Source organism: Brachybacterium sp. AOP24-D1-21 (genome assembly GCF_052378665.1).
Lineage (GTDB): Bacteria > Actinomycetota > Actinomycetes > Actinomycetales > Dermabacteraceae > Brachybacterium.
This window is the reverse complement of record NZ_JBQSXX010000002.1, coordinates 52,122-71,895: the sequence shown is the minus strand read 5'-3', so window position 1 is coordinate 71,895 and position 19,774 is coordinate 52,122. Positions and strand designations below refer to the sequence as shown.

17 protein-coding genes are annotated in these 19,774 nt (G+C 70.2%); 10 read left to right on the top strand and 7 right to left on the bottom strand.

Going from position 1 to position 19,774, the window contains the following annotated elements:
* Window positions 1–49 precede the first annotated feature (49 nt).
* Complete coding sequence (locus ACT3UF_RS15045; protein ID WP_441445430.1) at window positions 50–598, top strand: GNAT family N-acetyltransferase; 549 nt, start codon at window positions 50–52, stop codon at window positions 596–598.
* A gap of 175 nt (window positions 599–773) precedes the next feature.
* On the opposite strand, the gene ACT3UF_RS15040 is transcribed toward ACT3UF_RS15045, so the two are convergent.
* A complete protein-coding gene (locus ACT3UF_RS15040; RefSeq protein ID WP_441445431.1) occupies window positions 774–992 on the bottom strand; it encodes a DUF7455 domain-containing protein in 219 nt (72 codons plus the stop codon).
* Between the two features lie 178 nt (window positions 993–1,170).
* On the opposite strand from ACT3UF_RS15040, the gene ACT3UF_RS15035 reads away from it, so the two are divergent.
* The 6 genes from ACT3UF_RS15035 to ACT3UF_RS15010 are packed head-to-tail and all read left to right on the top strand — an operon-like array spanning window position 1,171 to window position 8,221.
* On the top strand, window positions 1,171–3,288 hold the full coding sequence (locus ACT3UF_RS15035) for a DNA gyrase/topoisomerase IV subunit B (RefSeq protein ID WP_441445432.1): 2,118 nt from the start codon (window positions 1,171–1,173) through the stop codon (window positions 3,286–3,288).
* On the top strand, window positions 3,285–4,070 hold the full coding sequence (gene hisF / locus ACT3UF_RS15030) for an imidazole glycerol phosphate synthase subunit HisF (RefSeq protein ID WP_441445433.1): 786 nt from the start codon (window positions 3,285–3,287) through the stop codon (window positions 4,068–4,070). The genes ACT3UF_RS15035 and hisF overlap by 4 nt, the downstream gene beginning before the upstream one ends.
* A complete protein-coding gene (locus ACT3UF_RS15025; RefSeq protein ID WP_441445434.1) occupies window positions 4,067–4,966 on the top strand; it encodes a metallophosphoesterase in 900 nt (299 codons plus the stop codon). The genes hisF and ACT3UF_RS15025 overlap by 4 nt, the downstream gene beginning before the upstream one ends.
* 54 nt (window positions 4,967–5,020) lie before the next feature.
* Window positions 5,021–5,584 (top strand): PadR family transcriptional regulator, encoded by a 564-nt coding sequence (locus ACT3UF_RS15020; RefSeq protein ID WP_345080518.1) that lies wholly within the window; start codon window positions 5,021–5,023, stop codon window positions 5,582–5,584.
* Window positions 5,581–6,291, top strand: a complete 711-nt coding sequence (locus ACT3UF_RS15015) for an ABC transporter ATP-binding protein (protein WP_345080515.1) — start codon at window positions 5,581–5,583, stop codon at window positions 6,289–6,291. The genes ACT3UF_RS15020 and ACT3UF_RS15015 overlap by 4 nt, the downstream gene beginning before the upstream one ends.
* A 1-nt stretch (window position 6,292) precedes the next feature.
* Window positions 6,293–8,221, top strand: a complete 1,929-nt coding sequence (locus ACT3UF_RS15010) for a hypothetical protein (RefSeq protein ID WP_444502144.1) — start codon at window positions 6,293–6,295, stop codon at window positions 8,219–8,221.
* 111 nt (window positions 8,222–8,332) lie between these two features.
* On the opposite strand, the gene ACT3UF_RS15005 is transcribed toward ACT3UF_RS15010, so the two are convergent.
* The 5 genes from ACT3UF_RS15005 to ACT3UF_RS14985 form a co-directional block, all read right to left on the bottom strand.
* A complete protein-coding gene (locus tag ACT3UF_RS15005) occupies window positions 8,333–8,641 on the bottom strand; it encodes a hypothetical protein (RefSeq protein ID WP_441445436.1) in 309 nt (102 codons plus the stop codon).
* A 169-nt stretch (window positions 8,642–8,810) separates the two neighbouring features.
* Complete coding sequence (locus ACT3UF_RS15000) at window positions 8,811–8,972, bottom strand: hypothetical protein (RefSeq protein WP_444502143.1); 162 nt, start codon at window positions 8,970–8,972, stop codon at window positions 8,811–8,813.
* 127 nt (window positions 8,973–9,099) lie between these two features.
* The gene (locus ACT3UF_RS14995) at window positions 9,100–9,978 is read right to left on the bottom strand and encodes a D-hexose-6-phosphate mutarotase (protein WP_441445437.1); all 879 of its coding nucleotides are present in this window, start codon (window positions 9,976–9,978) and stop codon (window positions 9,100–9,102) included.
* A gap of 4 nt (window positions 9,979–9,982) precedes the next feature.
* Window positions 9,983–11,128: a hypothetical protein gene (locus ACT3UF_RS14990; RefSeq protein WP_444502142.1), complete on the bottom strand. Its 1,146-nt coding sequence runs from the start codon at window positions 11,126–11,128 to the stop codon at window positions 9,983–9,985.
* A 132-nt stretch (window positions 11,129–11,260) separates the two neighbouring features.
* Window positions 11,261–13,717: a DNA gyrase/topoisomerase IV subunit A gene (locus ACT3UF_RS14985; RefSeq protein WP_441445439.1), complete on the bottom strand. Its 2,457-nt coding sequence runs from the start codon at window positions 13,715–13,717 to the stop codon at window positions 11,261–11,263.
* A gap of 102 nt (window positions 13,718–13,819) precedes the next feature.
* On the opposite strand from ACT3UF_RS14985, the gene ACT3UF_RS14980 reads away from it, so the two are divergent.
* The 3 genes from ACT3UF_RS14980 to ACT3UF_RS14970 are packed head-to-tail and all read left to right on the top strand — an operon-like array spanning window position 13,820 to window position 18,324.
* Window positions 13,820–16,534, top strand: a complete 2,715-nt coding sequence (locus tag ACT3UF_RS14980; RefSeq protein ID WP_444502141.1) for a bifunctional acetate--CoA ligase family protein/GNAT family N-acetyltransferase — start codon at window positions 13,820–13,822, stop codon at window positions 16,532–16,534.
* 41 nt (window positions 16,535–16,575) lie between these two features.
* Window positions 16,576–17,151 carry a DUF5998 family protein gene (locus ACT3UF_RS14975; RefSeq protein ID WP_441445441.1) on the top strand — a complete coding sequence of 192 codons (576 nt, stop codon included), beginning with the start codon at window positions 16,576–16,578 and terminating at the stop codon, window positions 17,149–17,151.
* Window positions 17,152–17,205: 54 nt separating this feature from the next.
* On the top strand, window positions 17,206–18,324 hold the full coding sequence (locus tag ACT3UF_RS14970) for an alkaline phosphatase family protein (protein ID WP_441445442.1): 1,119 nt from the start codon (window positions 17,206–17,208) through the stop codon (window positions 18,322–18,324).
* Between the two features lie 36 nt (window positions 18,325–18,360).
* Here the strand turns inward: ACT3UF_RS14970 and sepH are convergent, their stop codons facing one another.
* Window positions 18,361–19,671 carry a septation protein SepH gene (sepH, locus tag ACT3UF_RS14965; protein WP_441445443.1) on the bottom strand — a complete coding sequence of 437 codons (1,311 nt, stop codon included), beginning with the start codon at window positions 19,669–19,671 and terminating at the stop codon, window positions 18,361–18,363.
* Window positions 19,672–19,774: the final 103 nt, after the last annotated feature.

The window sequence follows — 19,774 nt, the reverse complement described above, 5'->3', positions numbered from 1 at the left end:
TCAGCACGTAGCAGCGATCGGCACGAACCCGGGAGACGGAGCACCGGCAATGAGGACGACCACGGGCACGGACGCCGCCACCACGGTGCGGATCCATCGCGTAACCGGCGAGGACTGGGCCAGCCATCGGGATCTGCGGCTGGACATGCTCGCCGCCGACCCCGAGGCGTTCTGGGCGGATCCGGCAGAGGCCCGCCGCCGAGACGAGCGGCAATGGCGCCGGGAGATCGCCGGACCGCGAGTCCATCTCCAGGCCCGACGCGGGGGATCGGTGCTCGGCGGGATCGCCCTGCTCCCTGCCGGCTACACCCCCGAGCATGTGATCCCCGCGGACCGCGCCTACATCGTCTCGCTCTGGGTCCGTCCTGCTGCTCGCGGCACTGGACTCTCCCGTGTCCTCCTCGCGAGTGCCGCTCGTCTCTCCCTCGAGCTCGGGCGACCGGACCTGCGGCTGGATGTCGACGACACCAACACTCCGGCTCAGGGTCTCTATGAGCGTCTCGGCTTCGCCGCCACTGGGGCCCGGGAGGCCCGAGAGGGCCGCAGCACCTACTGGGTCGAGTACGCGATCCACGCCGAACAGCTGCTGCGCGTTTGACCTGCTGAGCGATTGGGCTGCTGCACGACCCACCTGAGCGCGCCTACCCGCAGTGCGCGCCTGCAGGGCGTCCCCGCAGTGGGGCGGACAGGCAGACGAGAAGGGCGCCCACCAAGGAGGTGGGCGCCCTTCTCGAGGAACGGGAGCGATCAGACTCTGCGACCGGCTGCTGCGGTCAGTCCTCGATCGGCTCGGGCTTGAGATGGAGACGCTCGGTCTCGTCGATGATCTCGGAGGCGACGCTGGTGAAGGCGTCCTGATGGGCGCGAGCGTGGTGCGCGCAGAACATCAGTTCGCCGCCGGCCTCGAGGAGCACCTTGACGTACGCCTGAGCACCGCAGCGGTCGCAGCGGTCGTGTGCCGTGAGCCGGGGAGCTTCGAGAGTGAGGTTCATGAGGTCATTTCTAGCATCGAGACCGGGGGCGGGGGGAGTATCCACAGCCCTGGTTCGCTGGCGGCGCAACACCCTGTGAGCCCAGCCGCTCCCCACGCCCGGTCGGGGCCCGTGCTGTGAGCCGCGCGGCAGGCGGCAATACCCGGATCCTGTTGCCCCGACCCGTAGGATCTGGGGGGTGTCCACCACCAGCACTGCGAAGAAGTCCGCCTACGATGCCCGCAATCTCCAGGTCCTCGAGGGCCTCGAGGCTGTGCGCAAGCGTCCCGGCATGTATATCGGCTCCACCGACTCGCGGGGCCTCATGCACTGCCTCTGGGAGATCCTCGACAACTCGGTCGACGAGGCGCTCGGCGGGCACGGCGACGCGATCGAGGTGATCCTCCACCCTGATCACTCGGTCGAGGTCAGGGACACCGGTCGCGGAGTCCCGGTGGATGTCGAGCCCCGCACCGGACTGACCGGCGTCGAGGTGGTCTACACCAAGCTCCACGCCGGTGGGAAGTTCGGCGGCGGCTCCTATGCCGCCTCGGGCGGCCTGCACGGCGTCGGCGCGAGCGTCGTCAACGCCCTGTCCGGACGCCTCGATGTCGAGGTCGACCGCGGTGGGAAGACCTACGCGATGAGCTTCCAGCGCGGGCAGCCGGGCGAGTTCGCCGATTCCGGTGAACCGGACCTGGACTCCCCGTTCACCCCTGCGGAAGGACCCGGGGAGCTGCGGGTGGTGGGCAAGGCCAAGCGCGGCGTGACCGGCACCCGTGTGCGCTACTGGGCCGACCCTCAGATCTTCGTGAAGGGATCGCACTTCTCGCTGGACGATCTCACGCGCCGCTCCCGCCAGACCGCCTTCCTGGTCCCGGGCCTGAAGATCTCGGTCAGTGACCTCCGGCCCGAGGCCTCACCCGATCAGCCGGCCACCCGCGTGTACAAGTACGACGGCGGGATCAGCGAGTTCGTCGAGTACCTCGCCCAGGACCAGCGGATCACCGATGTGATCCGCCTGCAGGGCACGGGCGCGTACACAGAGACGGTCCCTGTGCTCGATGCGAACGGCCATATGGTCTCCACCGATGTCGAGCGCAGCTGCGAGGTGGACATCGCTCTGCGGTGGGGCTCGGACTTCGACTCCACGCTGCGCTCCTTCGTAAACATCGTCGCCACCCCCAAGGGAGGCACCCACGTCACCGGCTTCGAGCAGGCGATGGTCAAGACCGTGCGCAAGCAGGTCGAGAACCAGGCCCGGCGGGTCAAGTTCAATGCGAAGAACGAGAAGATCGAGAAGGACGACACCCTCGCCGGGCTCACCGCGGTGGTCAGCGTCAGGATCGACGAACCGCAGTTCGAGGGCCAGACCAAGGAGGTGCTCGGCACCCCGGCGATCCGCGCGATCGTCGCGAAGGTCGTCGAGGACCGGCTGACCGAGTTCCTCAGCTCCACCAAGAAGGGCGAGAAGGAACAGGCAGCCCTGGTCATCGACAAGGTGGTCTCGGAGATGCGCGCCCGCATCGCCGCACGCATGCACAAGGAGGTCTCGCGCCGTAAGAACGCGCTGGAATCCTCCACCATGCCCACCAAGCTCGCCGACTGCCGCACCCACGATGTGGAGCGCTCCGAGCTGTTCGTCGTCGAGGGCGACAGCGCGCTCGGCACCGCGAAGAACGCACGCTCCTCGGAGTTCCAGGCCCTGCTGCCGATCCGCGGCAAGATCCTGAACGTCCAGAAGGCGTCGATCACGGACATGCTGAAGAACTCCGAGTGCGCCGCGATCATCCAGGTGATCGGCGCCGGCTCGGGTCGCACCTTCGACCTGGACGCCGCCCGCTACGGCAAGATCATCATGATGACGGACGCCGATGTCGACGGTGCGCACATCCGCACCCTGCTGTTGACGCTGTTCCACCGTTATATGCGTCCCCTGGTCGAGGCCGGTCGGGTCTACGCCGCAGTGCCGCCCCTGCATCGGGTGGAGATCATCCACGGCGGCAAGAAGAAGAACGAGCTGGTCTACACCTACTCCGAGGCGGAGCTGCACAAGCTGCTCAAGAACCTCGAACGCCGCGGGAAGAAGTACAAGGAGCCGATCCAGCGCTACAAGGGCCTGGGGGAGATGGACGCCGACCAGCTGGCCGACACCACCATGGATCCCGGTCACCGCACCTTGCGCCGGGTGCGGATCGAGGACGCCGAGGCCGCCAGCGCCGTCTTCGAGCTGCTGATGGGCTCCGACGTCGCTCCGCGCAAGCAGTTCATCATCGAGGGAGCCGAAGAGCTCGATATGGAGAGGATCGACGCATGAGTGTCGCCGTCCGAGTCATCCCCTGCCTGGACGTCGACGCGGGTCGCGTCGTCAAGGGCGTCAACTTCAAAGATCTCCGCGATGCTGGGGACCCGGTCGAGCTGGCCGCCCGGTACGGCGCCGAGGGAGCTGATGAGCTCACCTTCCTCGACGTCACCGCCTCCTCCGGCGGCCGCGACACCATGATCGACGTGGTCCGCCGCACCGCAGAGCAGATCTTCATCCCGCTGACCGTCGGCGGCGGGGTGCGCTCCGCCGGCGACGTGGACCAGCTGCTGCGGGCGGGCGCGGACAAGTGCGGGGTGAACACCGCCGCGATCGCTCGCCCCGAGGTGATCAGCGAGATCTCGCGTCGTTTCGGCAACCAGGTGCTGGTGCTCTCGATCGACGCCCGCCGCGTCACCGACGAGACCCCCGAGGGCACGGCACGCTCCGGTTCTGGCTTCGAGGTGACCACCCACGGTGGTCGGCGCGGCACCGGCATCGATGCGATCGCCTGGATCCGCGAGGTGACCGAGCGTGGAGCCGGAGAGATCCTGCTGAACTCGATGGATGCCGATGGCACTGAGCAGGGCTTCGACCTCGAGCTGATCAGGCTCGCCCGGGAGGCGACCACCCTGCCGCTGATCGCCTCCGGCGGGGCCGGGAAGCCCGAGGACTTCGCTCCGGCGGTCCACGCGGGCGCCGATGCGGTGCTCGCCGCGAGCGTCTTCCACTTCCAGCAGATGACGATCTCGGAGGCTAAGGCCGCGATGGCGGCCGACGGGATCACCGTGCGGTGAGCGCACCGCTCTCGGTCGCCGACCGAGCAGCCGGCACCACCCGCCCTCCGCGGCAGCGCCTCGCTGCCATCGGGCTCGTGCTGATCCTGCTGCTTCTCGCCACCGGCGGCTGGCTGCTGTGGGACAACCGCCGGCTCGATGTCACCACCTATGACGTGGTCCTCGACGAACTGCCAGCAGCGGCGGACGGGCTTCGCATCGCTCAGATCTCCGATCTGCATGCCGCACAGTTCGGCACCTTCCAGGATCGGGTGGTCACCGCGACCACGGCCGCAGAGCCGGATCTGATCGCGCTCACCGGCGACCTCATCGACTACCGCACCACGCAGCTGGACGGCGTGCTCGCGATGACCGAGCGACTGCAGGCGATCGCACCCACGTACTTCGTGCTCGGCAACCATGAGGCGGACTCACCCCTCATGGACGAGCTGATCAGGGGACTCGAGGCTCGCGGCATCACGGTGCTGCGGAATGAGGCTGTCGAGGCGCAGATCGCCGGGGTCGAGCTGAGCGTGGTCGGTCTTGATGACCCGCGGGTGCGGGCCGCGGCAGGGGAGAGCCCGCAGGAGGCGACGGCGGTGCTCGCCGGACTCGGCCTGCCGGAGGATGGCACCACTGTGCTGCTCGCGCATCGTCCGGAGCAGCTGGACAGCTATACCGGTACCGGGGCTGACCTGGTGCTCTCCGGGCACGCCCACGGCGGGCAGGTGCGCATTCCCGGAGTGGGTGGGCTCTACGCCCCGCATCAGGGCCTGTTCCCCGCGCTCACCGAGGGCGTGCATGAGCGGCAGGGCACCACCATGGTGATCAGCCGGGGGCTCGGGAACAGCATCGCCGGGGTGCGGGTCAACAACCCGCGTGAGCTCGTGATCGTGGAGATGCGCAGCGGGATGTGAGCCGCCTTCTACTAGCTATTCGCAGTGTGTATACGCAGTGTGTATAGTCCTCGCATGAGCACCGCACACGCCCTGCTGGGACTGCTTGATCGGTCGCCAGCCTATGGGTACTCCCTCAAGCATGACTACGACCAGCTCCTCGCACCGGAGCGGCCGCTGGCCTTCGGGCAGGTCTATTCCTCGCTCGCCCGCTTCGAGCGCCAGGGATGGGCAGAGATCCTCACCGTCGAGACCGGCTCCGGGCCCGAGCGCAAGCTCTACGGCATCACGGCCGACGGGGTCGCCGAGCTGGATGCCTGGGTCTCCACGCCGCAGGTCACCGGCTCCTTCTCAGCCTCCACCCTGTTCGTGCGGATCTCGATCGCCCTGCTTTCCGGGCGGGACGCCCAGGAGGTCCTCACCGTCCAGCGAGCGAGCCACATGGTGCGCATGCGCGAGCTGACCGCACGCCGTCGCGGTGCCGAGCCCTCGCTGCTGCTCCAGCTGGACTACGAGCTCACCCACCTCGACGCCGATCTGCGCTGGATCCAGGAAGCCGGTCAGCGGCTCGATGCGCTGCGCGTGCAATGGCAGGAGACGACCGGAACGCGGCCCGACGAGACCGGGGCGCAGCGATGACCGCCCATTCCGAGAGTCGTGAACGCGCTGCGACCGCTGCCGGAGCTGCGACGGTCGTCGAGCTGAGCGGGGTACGGGTCTCCTACGGTCAGGATCCCGCGCTGCGTGGCATCGACCTGCAGATCGCCGCAGGGGAGCAGGTCGCCGTGATGGGGCCGTCCGGATGCGGGAAGTCCACTCTTCTGCATGTGCTCGCCGGCGTGCTGGATGCCCGGGAGGGCACCCTCCGGGTGCTCGGCGAGGACCTCGGAGCGATGCGGGAGAAAGATCGAGCCCAGCTCCGGCTGGCCCGGATGGGCATGGTGTTCCAGTTCGGTGACCTGATCGGCGAACTCACTCTGCGCGAGAATCTCGCCCTCCCGCTCCAGCTCCTCGGCGGCAGGCCGGCACGGATCCGGGCAGAAGTCGACGCGATGCTCGACCGTCTCGGGCTCGGCGAGGTCGCAGGCCGTCGCGCCGCCCAGGTCTCCGGTGGACAGGCGCAGCGCGCCGCCGTCGGCCGCGCACTGATCCACCAGCCCGCCCTGCTGCTGGCCGACGAACCCACCGGCGCGCTGGACACAGTCGCCGCCGACACCGTGATGGACGCCCTGATGGACACCGTGACGGAGCAGGGCACGACCCTCGTGGTCGTCACCCACGACAACCGCGTCGCCGCACACCTGAACCGCCTGGTGAGCATGCGCGACGGGGAGCTCGTGGGCTGAGATGCGCTCCTCCCTCCGCCTCGGGCTCACCCTCGCCCTGCGCGCCACCGACCAAGGCCGCTTCCGCACACTCAGCGCACTGCTCGTGTCCCTGTTCGGCTGCGCGCTCCTGGTCGTGGTGCTGTCCCTGCTGGATGCTGCCAGGCCCCGCAGCCTCGCACCCGGGATCGCGATGTCGGAGGTGGTCGGGATGATCCTGCCCGGGATCGTGGCCCTCGCGATCGGTCTGCCCGTGCTGGCCGCCGCCGCCGCGACCGGCCGCATGTCCGAGCAGGACCGCTCCCGGCGCACGGCCCGATTGCACCTGCTCGGGATGCGCGGCCGCGATCGGGTACTGGTGGGCATCGGCGAAAGCCTCCCTCCCGCTCTCGTCGGTGCAGCTGTCGGTCTCACGGTGGGTTCTCTGCTGGTTCCGTGGGCCGGAGGGGCACTGCTGGGCATGACCCCGGCGCCGAGCGTTGTGCCGGGATCTCTCGTGGTGGCCCTCGCCGTGCCGCTGGGTCTGGCCGCCGGGGCCGCGATGCCCTCACGTCGCTCCCAGAGCGAGACTCTGGAGCAGGCTCGCGGAGAGGTGGACCGACGTCCCGGTCTCTGGCGGGCAGCGATCCTGGTGCTGGGTCTGGTGATGCTGGTGCTCAGCTGGAGTGTGCGAGGGCTCTCGAACCCCGTGCTGGTCGTTCTGTTCCTCGGCGGTGCCGGCCTGGCCGCACTGGGCAGCATCCTGCTGCCGGCCCTGCTGGTGCGGCGCAGCGCCGACCTGCTCGTCCGGGTCGGATCCCCGGTGACCGTCGTGGCGGGACGGCGCCTGCAGTCTCAGCCCGCAGTGCTCGGCAGGGTGCTCGGCGCCCTGGTGATCGGCGTGGTGGTGACGACGGCAGGGCAGGGACTGATCAGCGTCTTGGCCGCTACCCCGGTGTATCAGGCCGGGCGCCACTACCGAGACGTCGAAGCTGTCGCCGAGGCATGGCTCCCGGATCGGGCGGCCGTCGCAGATCTGGAGCGTGCCCTCGAGCAGGTCGGTGGAGCTCGCGAGGTGGCATTCTCCACGCGCGGGTACGTCGTCGCCCCGGGGAGCACCCCGCAGGAGCACGCCCTGGGTGCGATGGTGACCACCTGCGAGGAGCTCCGCGTCCTCCGACCGGAGGTGGAGGGCTGCCGGAATGATCGTGCGGCCTGGATCCCAGCTACGGCTGGGTTCGAGGAGAGGGTACCGCTCCAGGGAATCGTGGATCTGTTCAGCACCGACTTCGACGAGAGCAGCGGCGGGTTCGGAGATCCCGTGCTGCAGCTCGAGGTCTCCGAGGATGATCTCTCTCGAGTGCCAGTCCCTGCCTGGCAGGACACGGATCCGGCACCCACCCTGTTCATTCCGCGGGCACTGGTCACCGAAGAGCAGTTCTGGCAGTTCGGCGACGTGAGCGCGAGGGTGAATGCTGGCCCGCGCCCTGACTTTCCGGCGGAGCTGCAGGCGGCGGGAATCGACGCCCATATCGGCTGGACGGCGGAGGACTTCGCGCCCTATCAGGCGACCATCGACACCATCCGCCTGCTGAACCTCGTGGTGCTGGCCGTCGGGCTGGGCGCCTTCCTGCTCGGCATGGCTGATCTGGCGATGGGGCGCAGGCAGGAGCATGCCCGGCTGCGCCTGCTCGGCACCCCTGTGGGGGTGCTGCGCCGTGCGCACTGGCTCGAGGTGGCGCTGCCGCTGGTGGTCGGTGGGGGAGCGGCGCTCGGGATCGGGCATCTGGTCGCCGTCGCCTTCGTCGATACCGGTAACCGCGGTATGGAACCGGGCATGGTGACGCACCTCGGCGCGGAGAGCCTCACCGGACCGGTTCTCGCCGTGGCGGGCGGCGCGGTGGTGATCGCGCTGCTGACCTCGATCGGCATCGGTGCTCCCCTGCGACCGGACCACATCCGCCGGGCCTGACGTGCGCACCGCCGCGCGTCTGCTGTACTCCGGACGCGACACGGCCCGTCCGAACGGATTCGGACGGGCCGAGGGTGGGGGCGAGCGCTCGCATCAGAGACGCCGCCGTGCTCACCGCAGGTGCGAGAGGCCGGTGCCGAGCAGTGCGCGCTGCACGAGCAGCTCGTGCTCATGACGCGCCTGCTGGGCGGCCTGCTGCCGACGGGCCTCGCGCACCGCTCGTCGGCGGGCGAGGAAACCCTTCAGCAGGGTGTCGACGGCGTCCTCGTCGGCGACCTGCTCGAGCCGACGCAGGCTGGTGTCGGCGCGGGACGATTCGCGGCGGGTGAGGGTGTCGATGGGGCTGGTGGTGTTCTCCGATGTGTCGGTCGTGTGGATGGTGGTCGGGCTGCGGGTGTCGAGGGTGGTGTGAAGGGACATGGGGGCTCCTGACGGAGTGGCGTGTGATCGAGTCTCCTGCGCGCTGCGGACAGCTGCTGTCCTCGAAGCGCGCAGGAGAGTGCCCGCTGCTCGAGTGCGTCGGGCAGCGGGGATTCTCAGTAGTGCCGGCGGCAGGGCCGCACGGCATGGCGCGGAGCGGTGCGCTCCGTCAGCCGGCCACAGGCGCGGCGTGCCCGGCGGTGCTGCGGCCCCCACCGGCCGCTCGCTGAGCCACGGTGAGTCCGTGGGGCCGGGTGAGGGATGCGGCGAGGCCGAGCGACGACGCGGCCGGGCTGGCCGGGGTCGTGAACGGGGGCTGGTGCATCTCCATACGGAGAGTTGACCACCCTTCTCCGGTGGAGCACAACTGATTAAAAGTTCGCACGACGACGAAGACCCGGCCGCCCTCTGAGGGGCGACCGGGTCCTGGTCAGATGCTCCGCGGTGCGGAGCTGTGCTCAGCGCTCGATGCGGTAGGTGACGCCGATGGAGTGCGACTGGCCGGGCTCGAGGGCCACGTAGCCGTCCTTGGCGATGGCAGGCTCGATGCAGACGAACTCGGGCCAGGCCGTATCGGGGATATCGGCCATGCCGGTCACCAGCGTGTCCCAGGGATTCCAGACCACAGTCTTGGCGGTGCCGCGCGGTGCGGAGACGATGCGGCGGCCGGACTTCTCATCGTGGACAGTCACCACGGCGGTGGAGTCGACGACCCGGTCGGTGGCGGCGGTCAGCCGCAGCGGCCCGGCCGGGAGCACGTCGGGGGCCAGCCCGCGGGTGTTGTCGAGGAAGTCAGCGCCTTCGAGCCCGAGGATCTCGATCTCCCGCACATCGCCGACGGCGAGGTAGGTGTGCAGCGCTGCCTCGAGATCGAGCGGCCGGGGTCCGGCGGTGAGGGTGAGGTCCACCGACAGCTCGGCGCCGATGCGGAACTGGACGGACGCGGTCAGCGCCTTGACGTCCTCGGGGGTGCGGAGGGTGAGCACCACCTCGTCGCCCTCTCGCTCGGCCGAGGCGAGATCCCAGCGGAGGTTGCGCAGCCAGCCGTGCTTGACCTCCATCGCCAGGTCCCGGCCCGGTCCGAACCAGGGGCCGATCAGGGGGATGCCTCCGCGCACGGCCTCCCGCTCGCCGAAGGCGGAGTCCGGGCTCATCCAGAGCAGATCCGCCTCACCGGCGGGGACGTAGCTGGTCAGGTGCGCGCCGTCGAAGAGGAGCTCGGCCGTCGCAGCAGGGGTGTCGATCAGCAGGACGTCGACCCCGTGGGTCTGCCCGAGGCGCACACCTTCGGGAAGCGGGACGGAGGTGGTGGGGGCATCGGTGCCTGAAGAGTTCATGACGTCATGGTCGCACGTCACCGGGCCGCGGATCCGAGGACTCAGCCGGTTGCCGTCCCGGCGCAGCGGCCGCGCGGCTGGACTCTCTGGCCTGGGTCGAGTCCCGTTCCTCCGTGCCCTCCGCAGCCGCCGAGACTGTGCGGATGAACAGCAGCAGCCAGCCGTACACGATCGCCGCCGCCCCCATCTCGAAGGCAGTCATGTTCAGGTAGTCCACGCCCAGGTAGAGCACTGTGACGGTCACCAGCAGGGCGAAGGCCCCGGCGGTGACGGCGATCAGGGCGCCCGGCAGCCGGCGCAGCAGCACCGGCACCACGAGCAGGGTGAGCGCGAAGACGACCACGAGCGACTGGGCGACCACGTCGTGCCAGAAGACGCTCACGGTCCGGGAGATCACCGCGACCAGGGCGACCAGCACTCCGACTGCGCTCAGCAGCGAGCGCACGGTGGTGATCAGCCAGGCCGGCTCGCCGGCGCTGCGGGCCCAGCGGTCCAGATCATGGGCGAGGAACTCGGCCACGGTCACCAGCGCCACCCCGGTCAGCAGCAGGGTGAGGTTGAAGGTGAAGCTCGAGAGGCCGTCACCTTCGCCGAGCTCGGAGAAGTACCGCTCCCACCAGTAGGGATCCGAGGCGTTCATGGCACTGGCGAGCACACCGACCACGAGGAATGCCGCCAGCAGGGTGGCCAGGGACCGGCCGGTGAGCGAGGCCGCCGCCGCGGAGGTGATGTAGGCGGCGGCGCCGGCCGCAAGGGCGACCCAGAAGGTGCCGGCGAGGCGATCGAGCGCGACGCCCTGGAAGGCTTGTTGGAACACACCGAACAGGGCGCCGGTGAGGAACAGGCCGAGGATCCCGAAGACGAGGGAGAGCCCGAGGACATCGATCCCGCGGCGCCACCAGTGCCGGCCCCCGAACCAGGGCAGGGAGCGCCGGGTGAGGGTCGAGAGGGTGAGGGCGGCCGTCGCTGCGCCGCAGCCCAACACCGTCAGCGCGGCGACCTGGCCGATCGATCCCGATCCTGCCAACGGAACGGTCCCGCGCAGGGCGAGCAGTCCGACGACCAGACCCACCAGGGCGCCGGCCACGCCGACGGCGATATGCCGGGACTCCACACGCGAGGCCCGGGAGGAGCGGAATTTCCCGCGCAAGGCACGAGACTCCTGTGACTCCAGACGCGAGCCCCAAGGAGACCGAGACTCGCCGTCCGCGGCAGGGGAGGGATGGGGGTCGCCGCGAGGTATGGGCGCCACCCCGTCCCGGTTTCGGTCGCCCTGCACCGCTCAGCCGATCGCGGCGATCGGGACGGCCACCGGGGTCCCGGAGCCATCCCGGCGCCCGGTGGGCTCGGGCAGATCGATCGGCTGCCCCGCCTCGGACGAGGCGCGAGCGGGGTGAGGGACCACCCAGGCGCCGATCAGCGTGTCCTCGCCGCGCAGGAAGCGATGGCAGCGCATCCCAGCCGTCGCCCGACCCTTCGGCGGGTACTCGGTGAGGGCGGAGACCTTCAGCGAGCCGTTCTGGAGCAGCGGGAGGGTGCCGGAGCTGCCGGCGACGGTCACCACGTCGGCCGGGGCGGTCACATCGATCACCCCGAAGGACACCACCCGGTCGCCGGCGCCGAGCTTGATCCCGGCCACACCTCCGGCGCTGCGGCCCTGCGGCCGGACCCCGGAGGAGGGGAAGTGGAGCAGCTGCGCCTCGGCGGTGATGAAGACCAGGTCCAGGTCCTCGTCCTCCTCGAGGTCCACGACCCCGACCACGGTGTCACCGTCCTTCAGCGAGATGATCTCGAAGCCGTCGGCCTTCGGGAACTCGAGCTGCACCCGCTTGACCACGCCCTGCCGGGTCCCGAGCGCGATCGCCCCGCCCCGCGCGAGATCGTCCTCGCCGAGCCGGATCAGCCCCAGCGCGCGTTCCTCGCGCTCGAGGTCGATGAGGTCCGCAAGCCGCGTCCCGCCGGCGAGCGAGGGCGCCCCGGCAGTCGGTGCGAGCGAGGGCAGATCCACGACCGACAGCCGCAGCACGCGGCCGCTGTCGGTGACCACGCCGACGCTCGAGCGGGTGGTGGTGCGTACCTGGGAGACGACCACATCATGGGAGCTGCGGGCGCCCTCGCGCAGCACCGGGCCCTCACCGGTGACCCGCGCGACCAGTCCGGTCCCGGTGAGCAGCACGTGGCACGGCTCATCCGCCACCTCGAGGGAGCCGGCGGCCGAGATCACCGGCTTCTCCGCCGATTCGAGCAGGACCGTGCGGCGGGAATCCCCGTGCTCGGCGGCCACCGCGGCGAGCTCGTCGGACACCAGCGCACGCAGCACCGCATCCGAGCCCAGAATCTCCTCAAGCTTCTCGATCTCCCGGCGCAGGTCATCGCGCTCGGCCTCGAGATCGATCTGGGAGAACTTCGTCAGCCGTCGCAGCCGCAGCTCGAGGATGTACTCCGCCTGAACCTCGGAGAGGTCGAACACCGTCATCAGGCGGGTCCGTGCGGTCTCGGCATCATCGCTCTGCCGGACGATCTGGATCACTTCGTCGATGTCGAGGATCGCCAGCAGCAGACCCTCGACCAGATGCAGGCGGGCCTGGTGCCTGCTCAGGCGGTGCTCGGTGCGGCGGCGCACCACCCGCAGCCGATGATCGACGAACACCTCGAGCAGCTGCTTGAGGCCGAGCGTGCGGGGCTGCCCCTCGACGAGGGTCACATTGTTGATGCCGAAGGACTCCTCCAGCGGCGTGTACCGGTACAGCTGCTGCAGCACGGCCTCGGGGTCGAAGCCCGACTTCACCGTGAGCACCAGTCGCAGGCCATGGTGGCGGTCGGTGAGGTCCTGGTAGTCGGTGATGCCCTGGACCCGCTTGGCCTGCACTGCATCGCGCAGCTTCTCGGCCAGCCGCTCCGGACCCACCTGGTAGGGCAGCTCGGTGACGACGATGCCCTTGCGGCGGGAGGTGACGTTCTCGATCCGGGTCGTCGCCCTCATCTTGAAGGACCCGCGTCCTGTGCGATAGGCATCCCGGATGCCCTCGAGCCCCACGATCCGGCCGCCGGTGGGCAGATCCGGACCCGGCACGAAGCGCATCAGCTCGTCCAGCTCCGCCTCCGGATGATCGATCAGATGCCGGGCGGCGGCGATCGTCTCCACCAGGTTGTGGGGCGCCATGTTCGTGGCCATCCCCACGGCGATCCCCGAGGCCCCGTTCACCAGAAGGTTCGGGTACTGGGCGGGCAGCACCTCGGGCTGGAGGAGCTGGTTGTCATAGTTCGGGATCATGTCCACGACGTCCTCGCCGAGCGAGTCCGTCATCAGCAGCGCCGCCTTGGCGAGCCGTGCCTCCGTGTATCGCGGGGCGGCAGGTCCGTTGTCCAGGGAGCCGAAGTTGCCGTGTCCATCCACCAGCGGCAGGCGCATGTTGAAGCTCTGCGCCATCCGCACCAGGGCGTCGTAGATCGCGGTGTCGCCATGGGGATGGAGCTTGCCCATCACCTCGCCCACCACGCGCTGGCTCTTCACATGGCCCTTCTCGGGCCGCAGGCCCATGTCGGCCATCATGTAGAGGATGCGGCGCTGGACCGGCTTGAGCCCATCGCGCGCATCGGGCAGCGCCCGGGAGTAGATCACCGAGTACGCGTACTCGAGGAACGACGACTCCATCTCGCTGGTGACATCGATGTCGACGATGTTCTCGTCGACCGCGTCCTCACCGGCGGGCGTATTGGTGCTGCGTGATCGGGCCATGGAGAACATCATGGCGCATGACCGGCCATGATCCCGGGAGCCGGTTACCTGAAGGGACGTGAATCCCGTCAACTCCCCGCAACTCGACGATAGGATCCAGCCATGGCGGAAAGACGCGACGGCCTGCGGTCACTGCGCCGCCGTGCCCGGCCCGAGGATGAGCACGAGCCCAGCTATCCCTCTCACTGGGAGGCGGACATCGCCCTGCGCGACGGTTCCGCCGCACACCTGCGCCCGATCCTGCCGACCGACGCCGACGCCCTCCAGGACTTCCATCAACGGCAATCGGAGCACTCCCGATACCTCCGCTTCTTCGCCGCGATGCCGAAGCTGTCCCGCCGCGACCTCGAACGGTTCACGAACGTCGACCATGCCGACAGGGTGGCCCTGGTGGCGCTGGTCGGTGCGGAGATCGTCGCCGTCGGGCGTTACGACCGCACCGAGCCGCACTCCGCCGAGGTGGCGTTCAACGTCTCCGATTCCCGCCAGGGAACGGGCCTGGCCTCGGTGCTGCTGGAGCACCTCGCGGCCGCTGCCCGCGAGCGCGGCATCAACGAGTTCACCGCCGAGGTGCTCCCGCAGAACACCAAGATGATCAAGGTCTTCACCGAGACCGGCTTCGACGTCACCCGGGTGCTCGATGACGGCGTGGTCATGGTCTCCTTCCGGATCGACCCCACCGCCCGCTCTCTCGCCGTGATGTCGGAACGGGAGCACCGCGCCGAGGCGAGGGCCATGGAACGGCTCCTTCACCCGCAGTCGGTGCTGCTGATCGGTGTCTCCTCCCGCGCGGACTCAGCCGGCGGCCGCTTCCTCACCGCTCTGGAGGACTCGGGCTACGGCGGCACCGTGCACCTCATCGCCCGTGACGTCCTCGAGCTGAGGGGGCGCCGCACCTGGGCCAGAGTGGGTGACGTGCCGGGCACCGTGGACCTCGCCGTGATCGCGCTGCGTCCCGAAGCCTGCCTGGACGCGATCGACGAATGCGCCGCGATCGGGGTGCGCAGCGTCCTGATCCCCACCGAAGGATTCTCCGACAGCGACGAAGGGCGCCTGCTGCAGCGCGAGCTGGTGGCCCGCGCCCGCCGCCACGGCATGCGCCTGCTGGGACCCGGCTCCCTCGGCTTCCTGCGCACCGGGGAGGATGCCATCAGCCTCTCGCTGGCCCCTCGGATGCCGCAGCCCGGAACGGTCGCGCTCGCCGGGCAGTCCAGCGCGCTCTCAGCGATGCTGCTGGCGGGCACCGACGCCCGAGGCATCGGCCTGCACGAGTTCGTGGGCGTGGGGAACCGTGCGGACGTCTCCTTGAACGACACCCTCCAGCACTGGGAGGACGACGATCAGGTCGGCGTCATCGGGCTGGCCCTGGAATCGATGGGAAATCCTCGCAAGTTCACCCGGATCGCGCGCCGGCTGACGCGCAGCACCCCGCTGATCGTGCTGCGTCCCCCCGGCAGCGAGTCACACCTGCCGCCCGGTCACGACGTGCGCTCCTCGACCCTGCCCCGTCGCGCCATGGACCAGGTGCTCGACTCGGCCGGGGTGGTCCAGGCAACGGGAGTGGACCACCTGCTCGACGTGGTCGACGCGATCGGACGGCAGGGCCTCCCGCTCGGCCGACGAGTAGGGCTGCTCTCCAACACGGCCGCGCTCGGCGCCTCCCTGAGCGGGGCCGCCGGTCAAGCCGGCTTCGACGTGGTCGCGGAGAACCACAGCGTTCCGCTCTCCCCGGATCCGCGCCTCATCCAGCGCGCCTTCACCACGATGGCGGCGCTGGGCCAGGTCGACCTGGTGATCGCCGGCATGATCGACCCGCAGACGGCCGACATCACCGAGGTGCTGCGGCAGATGTCGATCGTGGCCCGTCATTCCGAGGTGGTGCTCCTGGTCTGCCTGGTCACCACCGAGGACCGCTTCGCCGAGGTGCAGCGGGCGGTGCGCGCCGACCTCTCGCTGCCGCCGGTGCACGCCACCCCCTACGCGGTGGTGCGCGCCGGTGCAGGAATGCTCGCGGCCGCCCTGCGTCCCGAGGTGGATGACGCGGAGCCGGCCCAGCGGGAGGGCATCGATCGCGCGGCGGCCCGGGAGCTGGTGGAAGCGCTGACTCCCTCGCCCGCCGCGTCCGCCGTGGATCTCTCCACCGCCGAGATCACCGCGCTGCTTGCCGCCTACGGCATCGACCAGCTGAGCAGCCGCCGGATCACCGATGCCGAGGACGCCCTCGCCCAGGCGGCGGAGATCGGCTATCCGGTCGCGCTGAAGTCCACGGACCCCGTGCTGCGCCATCGCGCTGATCTCGGCGGGGTGCGGCTCGACATCCCCGACGCGGTCCAGCTGCGCCACGCCGTCGACTCGATGCGCCGTGACCTGTCCTATTCGAGCGCACCGCTCGAGGTCCAGGCGATGGCCCCCGCCGGGGTGCCGATGGTGGTGCGCAGCGTCGAGGATCCCTCTCTCGGCCCGGTGGTCTCGCTGTCGGTGGCGGGGGATGCCACCGATCTGCTCGATGACATCGCCTATGCGATCCCGCCCTTCAGCGAGAGCGCCGCGGCACGGCTGGTGGACGCTCCCGCCACGGCCGTGAAGCTCCGGGGAATGCGCGGCCTGCCCCCGGCGGATCGGGAGGCGCTCGCCGATCTGGTGGTCCGCATCGGCCTGCTCGCGGAGGACCTTCCCGAGGTGGCCTCCCTCGAGCTGTACCCGGTGCTGGTGGCGCAGGACGGCCTCACCGTGATCGGTGCCCGGGTACGGCTGGCACCCCCGCCCAACCGCACCGATGGGGCCCGACGCACGCTGTCCGGCCCACCGGGGTCCTGAGCCGCGCCGCCCATCGAGTCGGAGCGTGGAACAATGACGGGATGACCACCGCACTTCCCACCGATCTACTCAAGGCTCTCGAGACCGCCGGGTACTTCCCACAGGCGGCAGCCCAGAGCCTGGAGCGTTCGCTGCGAGGCCGCGCTCCGGTCGCCCATCTGGTGCGGCCCGAGACCACCTTCGACGGGCCGGAGGTGCGCCGCCACCTCACCGTCGTGGTGCTGACCCCCACGCACCTCCTGATCACACACCTCGATGACGATCCGGCCGATGCGCTCAACCCCAGCCAGGTGGTCTCCACCACCGAGCGGATCCGGCTGCAGCGGATCACCGCGACCGGCCTCTCGCAGGTCTTCGACACCGATGGGCAGCTCAACCCCGGCCGGGAGTCCGAGATCACCCTGGGCATCACCTGGGACGGCAGCCGCCGCCTGGACCTCGAGCGGGCAGTGTGCGAGGACCCCGGCTGCCAGCTGGATCATGGGTACACCGGCACCATCGCCCCCTCGGATCTCGCCCTGCGGGTCAGCGCCCTGGCCGATGGCGCCGGCGCGGTCGAGGAGGCCCTGGCCTTCCACGACCAGCTGATCGACGCGATCGACGCGGTCGGGGCCTGAGCCGGCGTGCGTGCCACAGGTCCCGGACCCCGCCACCGCGACGCACCCGGAGCGATGGAGGACTGGCCCGCCGACCTGCTGCCGCCGCCCTTCACCGGCGGCGCACGGCCCGGCCTCCTGGATGTCCTGCGCCCGCTGGTCGAGAAGCCGAAGCCCGGCCGGGACCTCGTGGTGCTGCTCGACGGGCTCGGCGCAGATCTGCTGCGTGAGCACCGGTCGCTCACGCCGACTTTGCGTCGCCTGGAGGCGCAGACCCAGCGGATCCGCACCGTGGCCCCCTCGACCACCTCCAGCGCCATGGTCTCGCTGCAGACCGGCGCTGCACCGCTCGAGCACGGGGTCCTCGGCTATCTCACCTACGACCCGCAGACAGGCCGCAGCCTCAATCAGATCAGCGGAGCGAATTGGATCGACCCGCGTGCCTGGATGCCGCTGCCGACCCTGGTCGGCTCCGGCTCTCGCCGGGCGGTGCAGGTGGGGCCGAGCAAGCACGCCGGCTCCCATCTGAGCGGCGTGGCCTACCGGGGCTGGGAGTTCCTCGGCCACGGGCGCACCGACCGTGTCGACGTCGTCCGTGCCGCCCTGCGTCGCGCTGGCGCCGACGGGCTGGTGCATCTCCATGTCGATGACGTCGACCACGCCGGACATCGCCACGGGGTCGACTCCATGCAGTGGCGTGACGCGCTGGCCGAGGTGGACTCCCTGATCGGGACGCTGCTGCGGCGACTGCCTCGCGGCACCCGGATCCACCTCACCGCAGACCACGGCATGGTCGACACGTCACCTGAGCTCACCACGGACCTCGCGGACCACCCGCAGATCCTGCGCCTCATCCATGAGGTCTCAGGCGAGGCCCGCGCGCTGGCGCTGCATGCGGTCCGCGGCGACGGTGCGGCTGAGGAGCTCGCGGCTCAGCTCGCAACGCTGCTGGGGGAGCGGGCCCTGGTGCTGCCGCGCGAGGACATCCTCGCCAGCGCCCTGCTGGGACCGGCCGGAGCTGAGGTGACCGAGCGGGTCGCGGGCCGCGTCCCGGATGTGCTGGTGCTGTCCCGGGGACGCTGGAGCGTCGACGACTTCTCCCGGCGACCGGACTCCGCACGGCAGATGGTCGGCGTGCACGGATCGCTCACCGCGGCCGAGTCCTGGGTGCCGCTGCTGCACACCGAGGTCTGAGCAACCCCTCCAGCTCAGGCCCAGCCCTGTTCGGGCTCAGTCCTGCTTCGAGCCGTTCGACCCGAAGACGATCTCGTCCCAGCTCGGCATCGAGGCGCGCTTGCTCTTCGGTCGCGGCTTCTTCGTGCTCTTCGATGGCGTGCCCGCGGCGTCTCCCGCAGGCTTCTCTGAGCTCGCTGAGCTACCTGAGCCCTCTGAACTCTCCGCCGGTTCCGCGCCCGCGGCGCCGGGGATCACCGTACCGACGGCGTCGAATCCGGGCAGCGGGGTGAGATCGATCGTGTCCTGGTACTGGATCTCGTCTTCGGCCGTGTCGGCAGTGTGCCCTGCCTCAGGATCCAGGTCGCCCTGGTCCTCGTCGGTGCCGTCGGACTCCGGGGTCGCGGTGAGGTCGTCCTCGTGATCGCTCTGGGTGGAGTGCTCCTCCAGCGCCTCGAGGTCGGCGTCGTCGTCGGCGTGTCCCGACTCGACGGACTGGGCTGTGAGGTCCGTCTCGGACGGCTCGGGCTGGGAGTCCTCGTCGAGCCCGGACCAGACGGTCGCGGAATCGTCGGGGCGCGGCACGGAGCGCAGGCCGCGACGTGCGTTGAGGGCATCGAGCTCCTGGTCGTCGATCACGGAGGCGTGATCGTCGACCGAGGGGTGGTCCTCGGCCACGGTGCGGCGTGCATTCCAGCCGCGGGCGCGCGAGGGCGCCGCCGGGCTGCCCTCGAGCGACCCGTCCGCCTCGAGGTCGTAGACCGCGCTCTTGACGGCCTGGAGCCGTCCCCGGCCGCGCGACGGCTCGGAGGGCGCGTCCTCGTCGCTGATCCAGCGCGCCTCATCGTCCACCGGCGAGACGGTGCGGTTGTCGATGTCGGCGACCCAGTGCGCCTGCCGGGTGCGCCCGCCGGCGGAGAAGGTCAGCTCGAGCGTCCAGGTGCCGTCCTGGCGCCGCCAGGCGTCCCAGGCGGTCTCCCCGGTCGCCTCCCGGGCGGCGAGCCGCTCGGCGACGACGTCCTGCAGTGCAGGACCCCCGCGGCCGACGGGGAAGGTGCGGGCACGGGAGGCGGTCCACTCACGCTCGGCGAGCACCGGGCCTTCGTAGCGGCGCACTCGCTCGAGCGGGATCTCGGAGGCGTCGGCGATGTCCTCGGCGCTGCGGCCGGAACGGAGCATCGCCTGGATCTCGCGCGGACGGACGGGGGTGGAGTCCGCGGCCTGGATCATGTTCAGGGCCGGGCGGTCCGAACGGACCGCCGCCCGGAGCGCCCGGTCGATGCGCAGCGTGTACCGCTCGCCGTCGGAGTCGACCAGGAGCAGATGTTCCCCGTCGTCATGGATCCCGTCGAGTTCGAGCTCGCGCATCGTCGTCCTCTCCGTCGGAGCCTGGTCGCTTGCATGCAGAAGTCTAGGCCGTGACCATATCGTGCACGGCCCCGCGGTGCCGGTTCCCGGGGGTGCGGGCGTC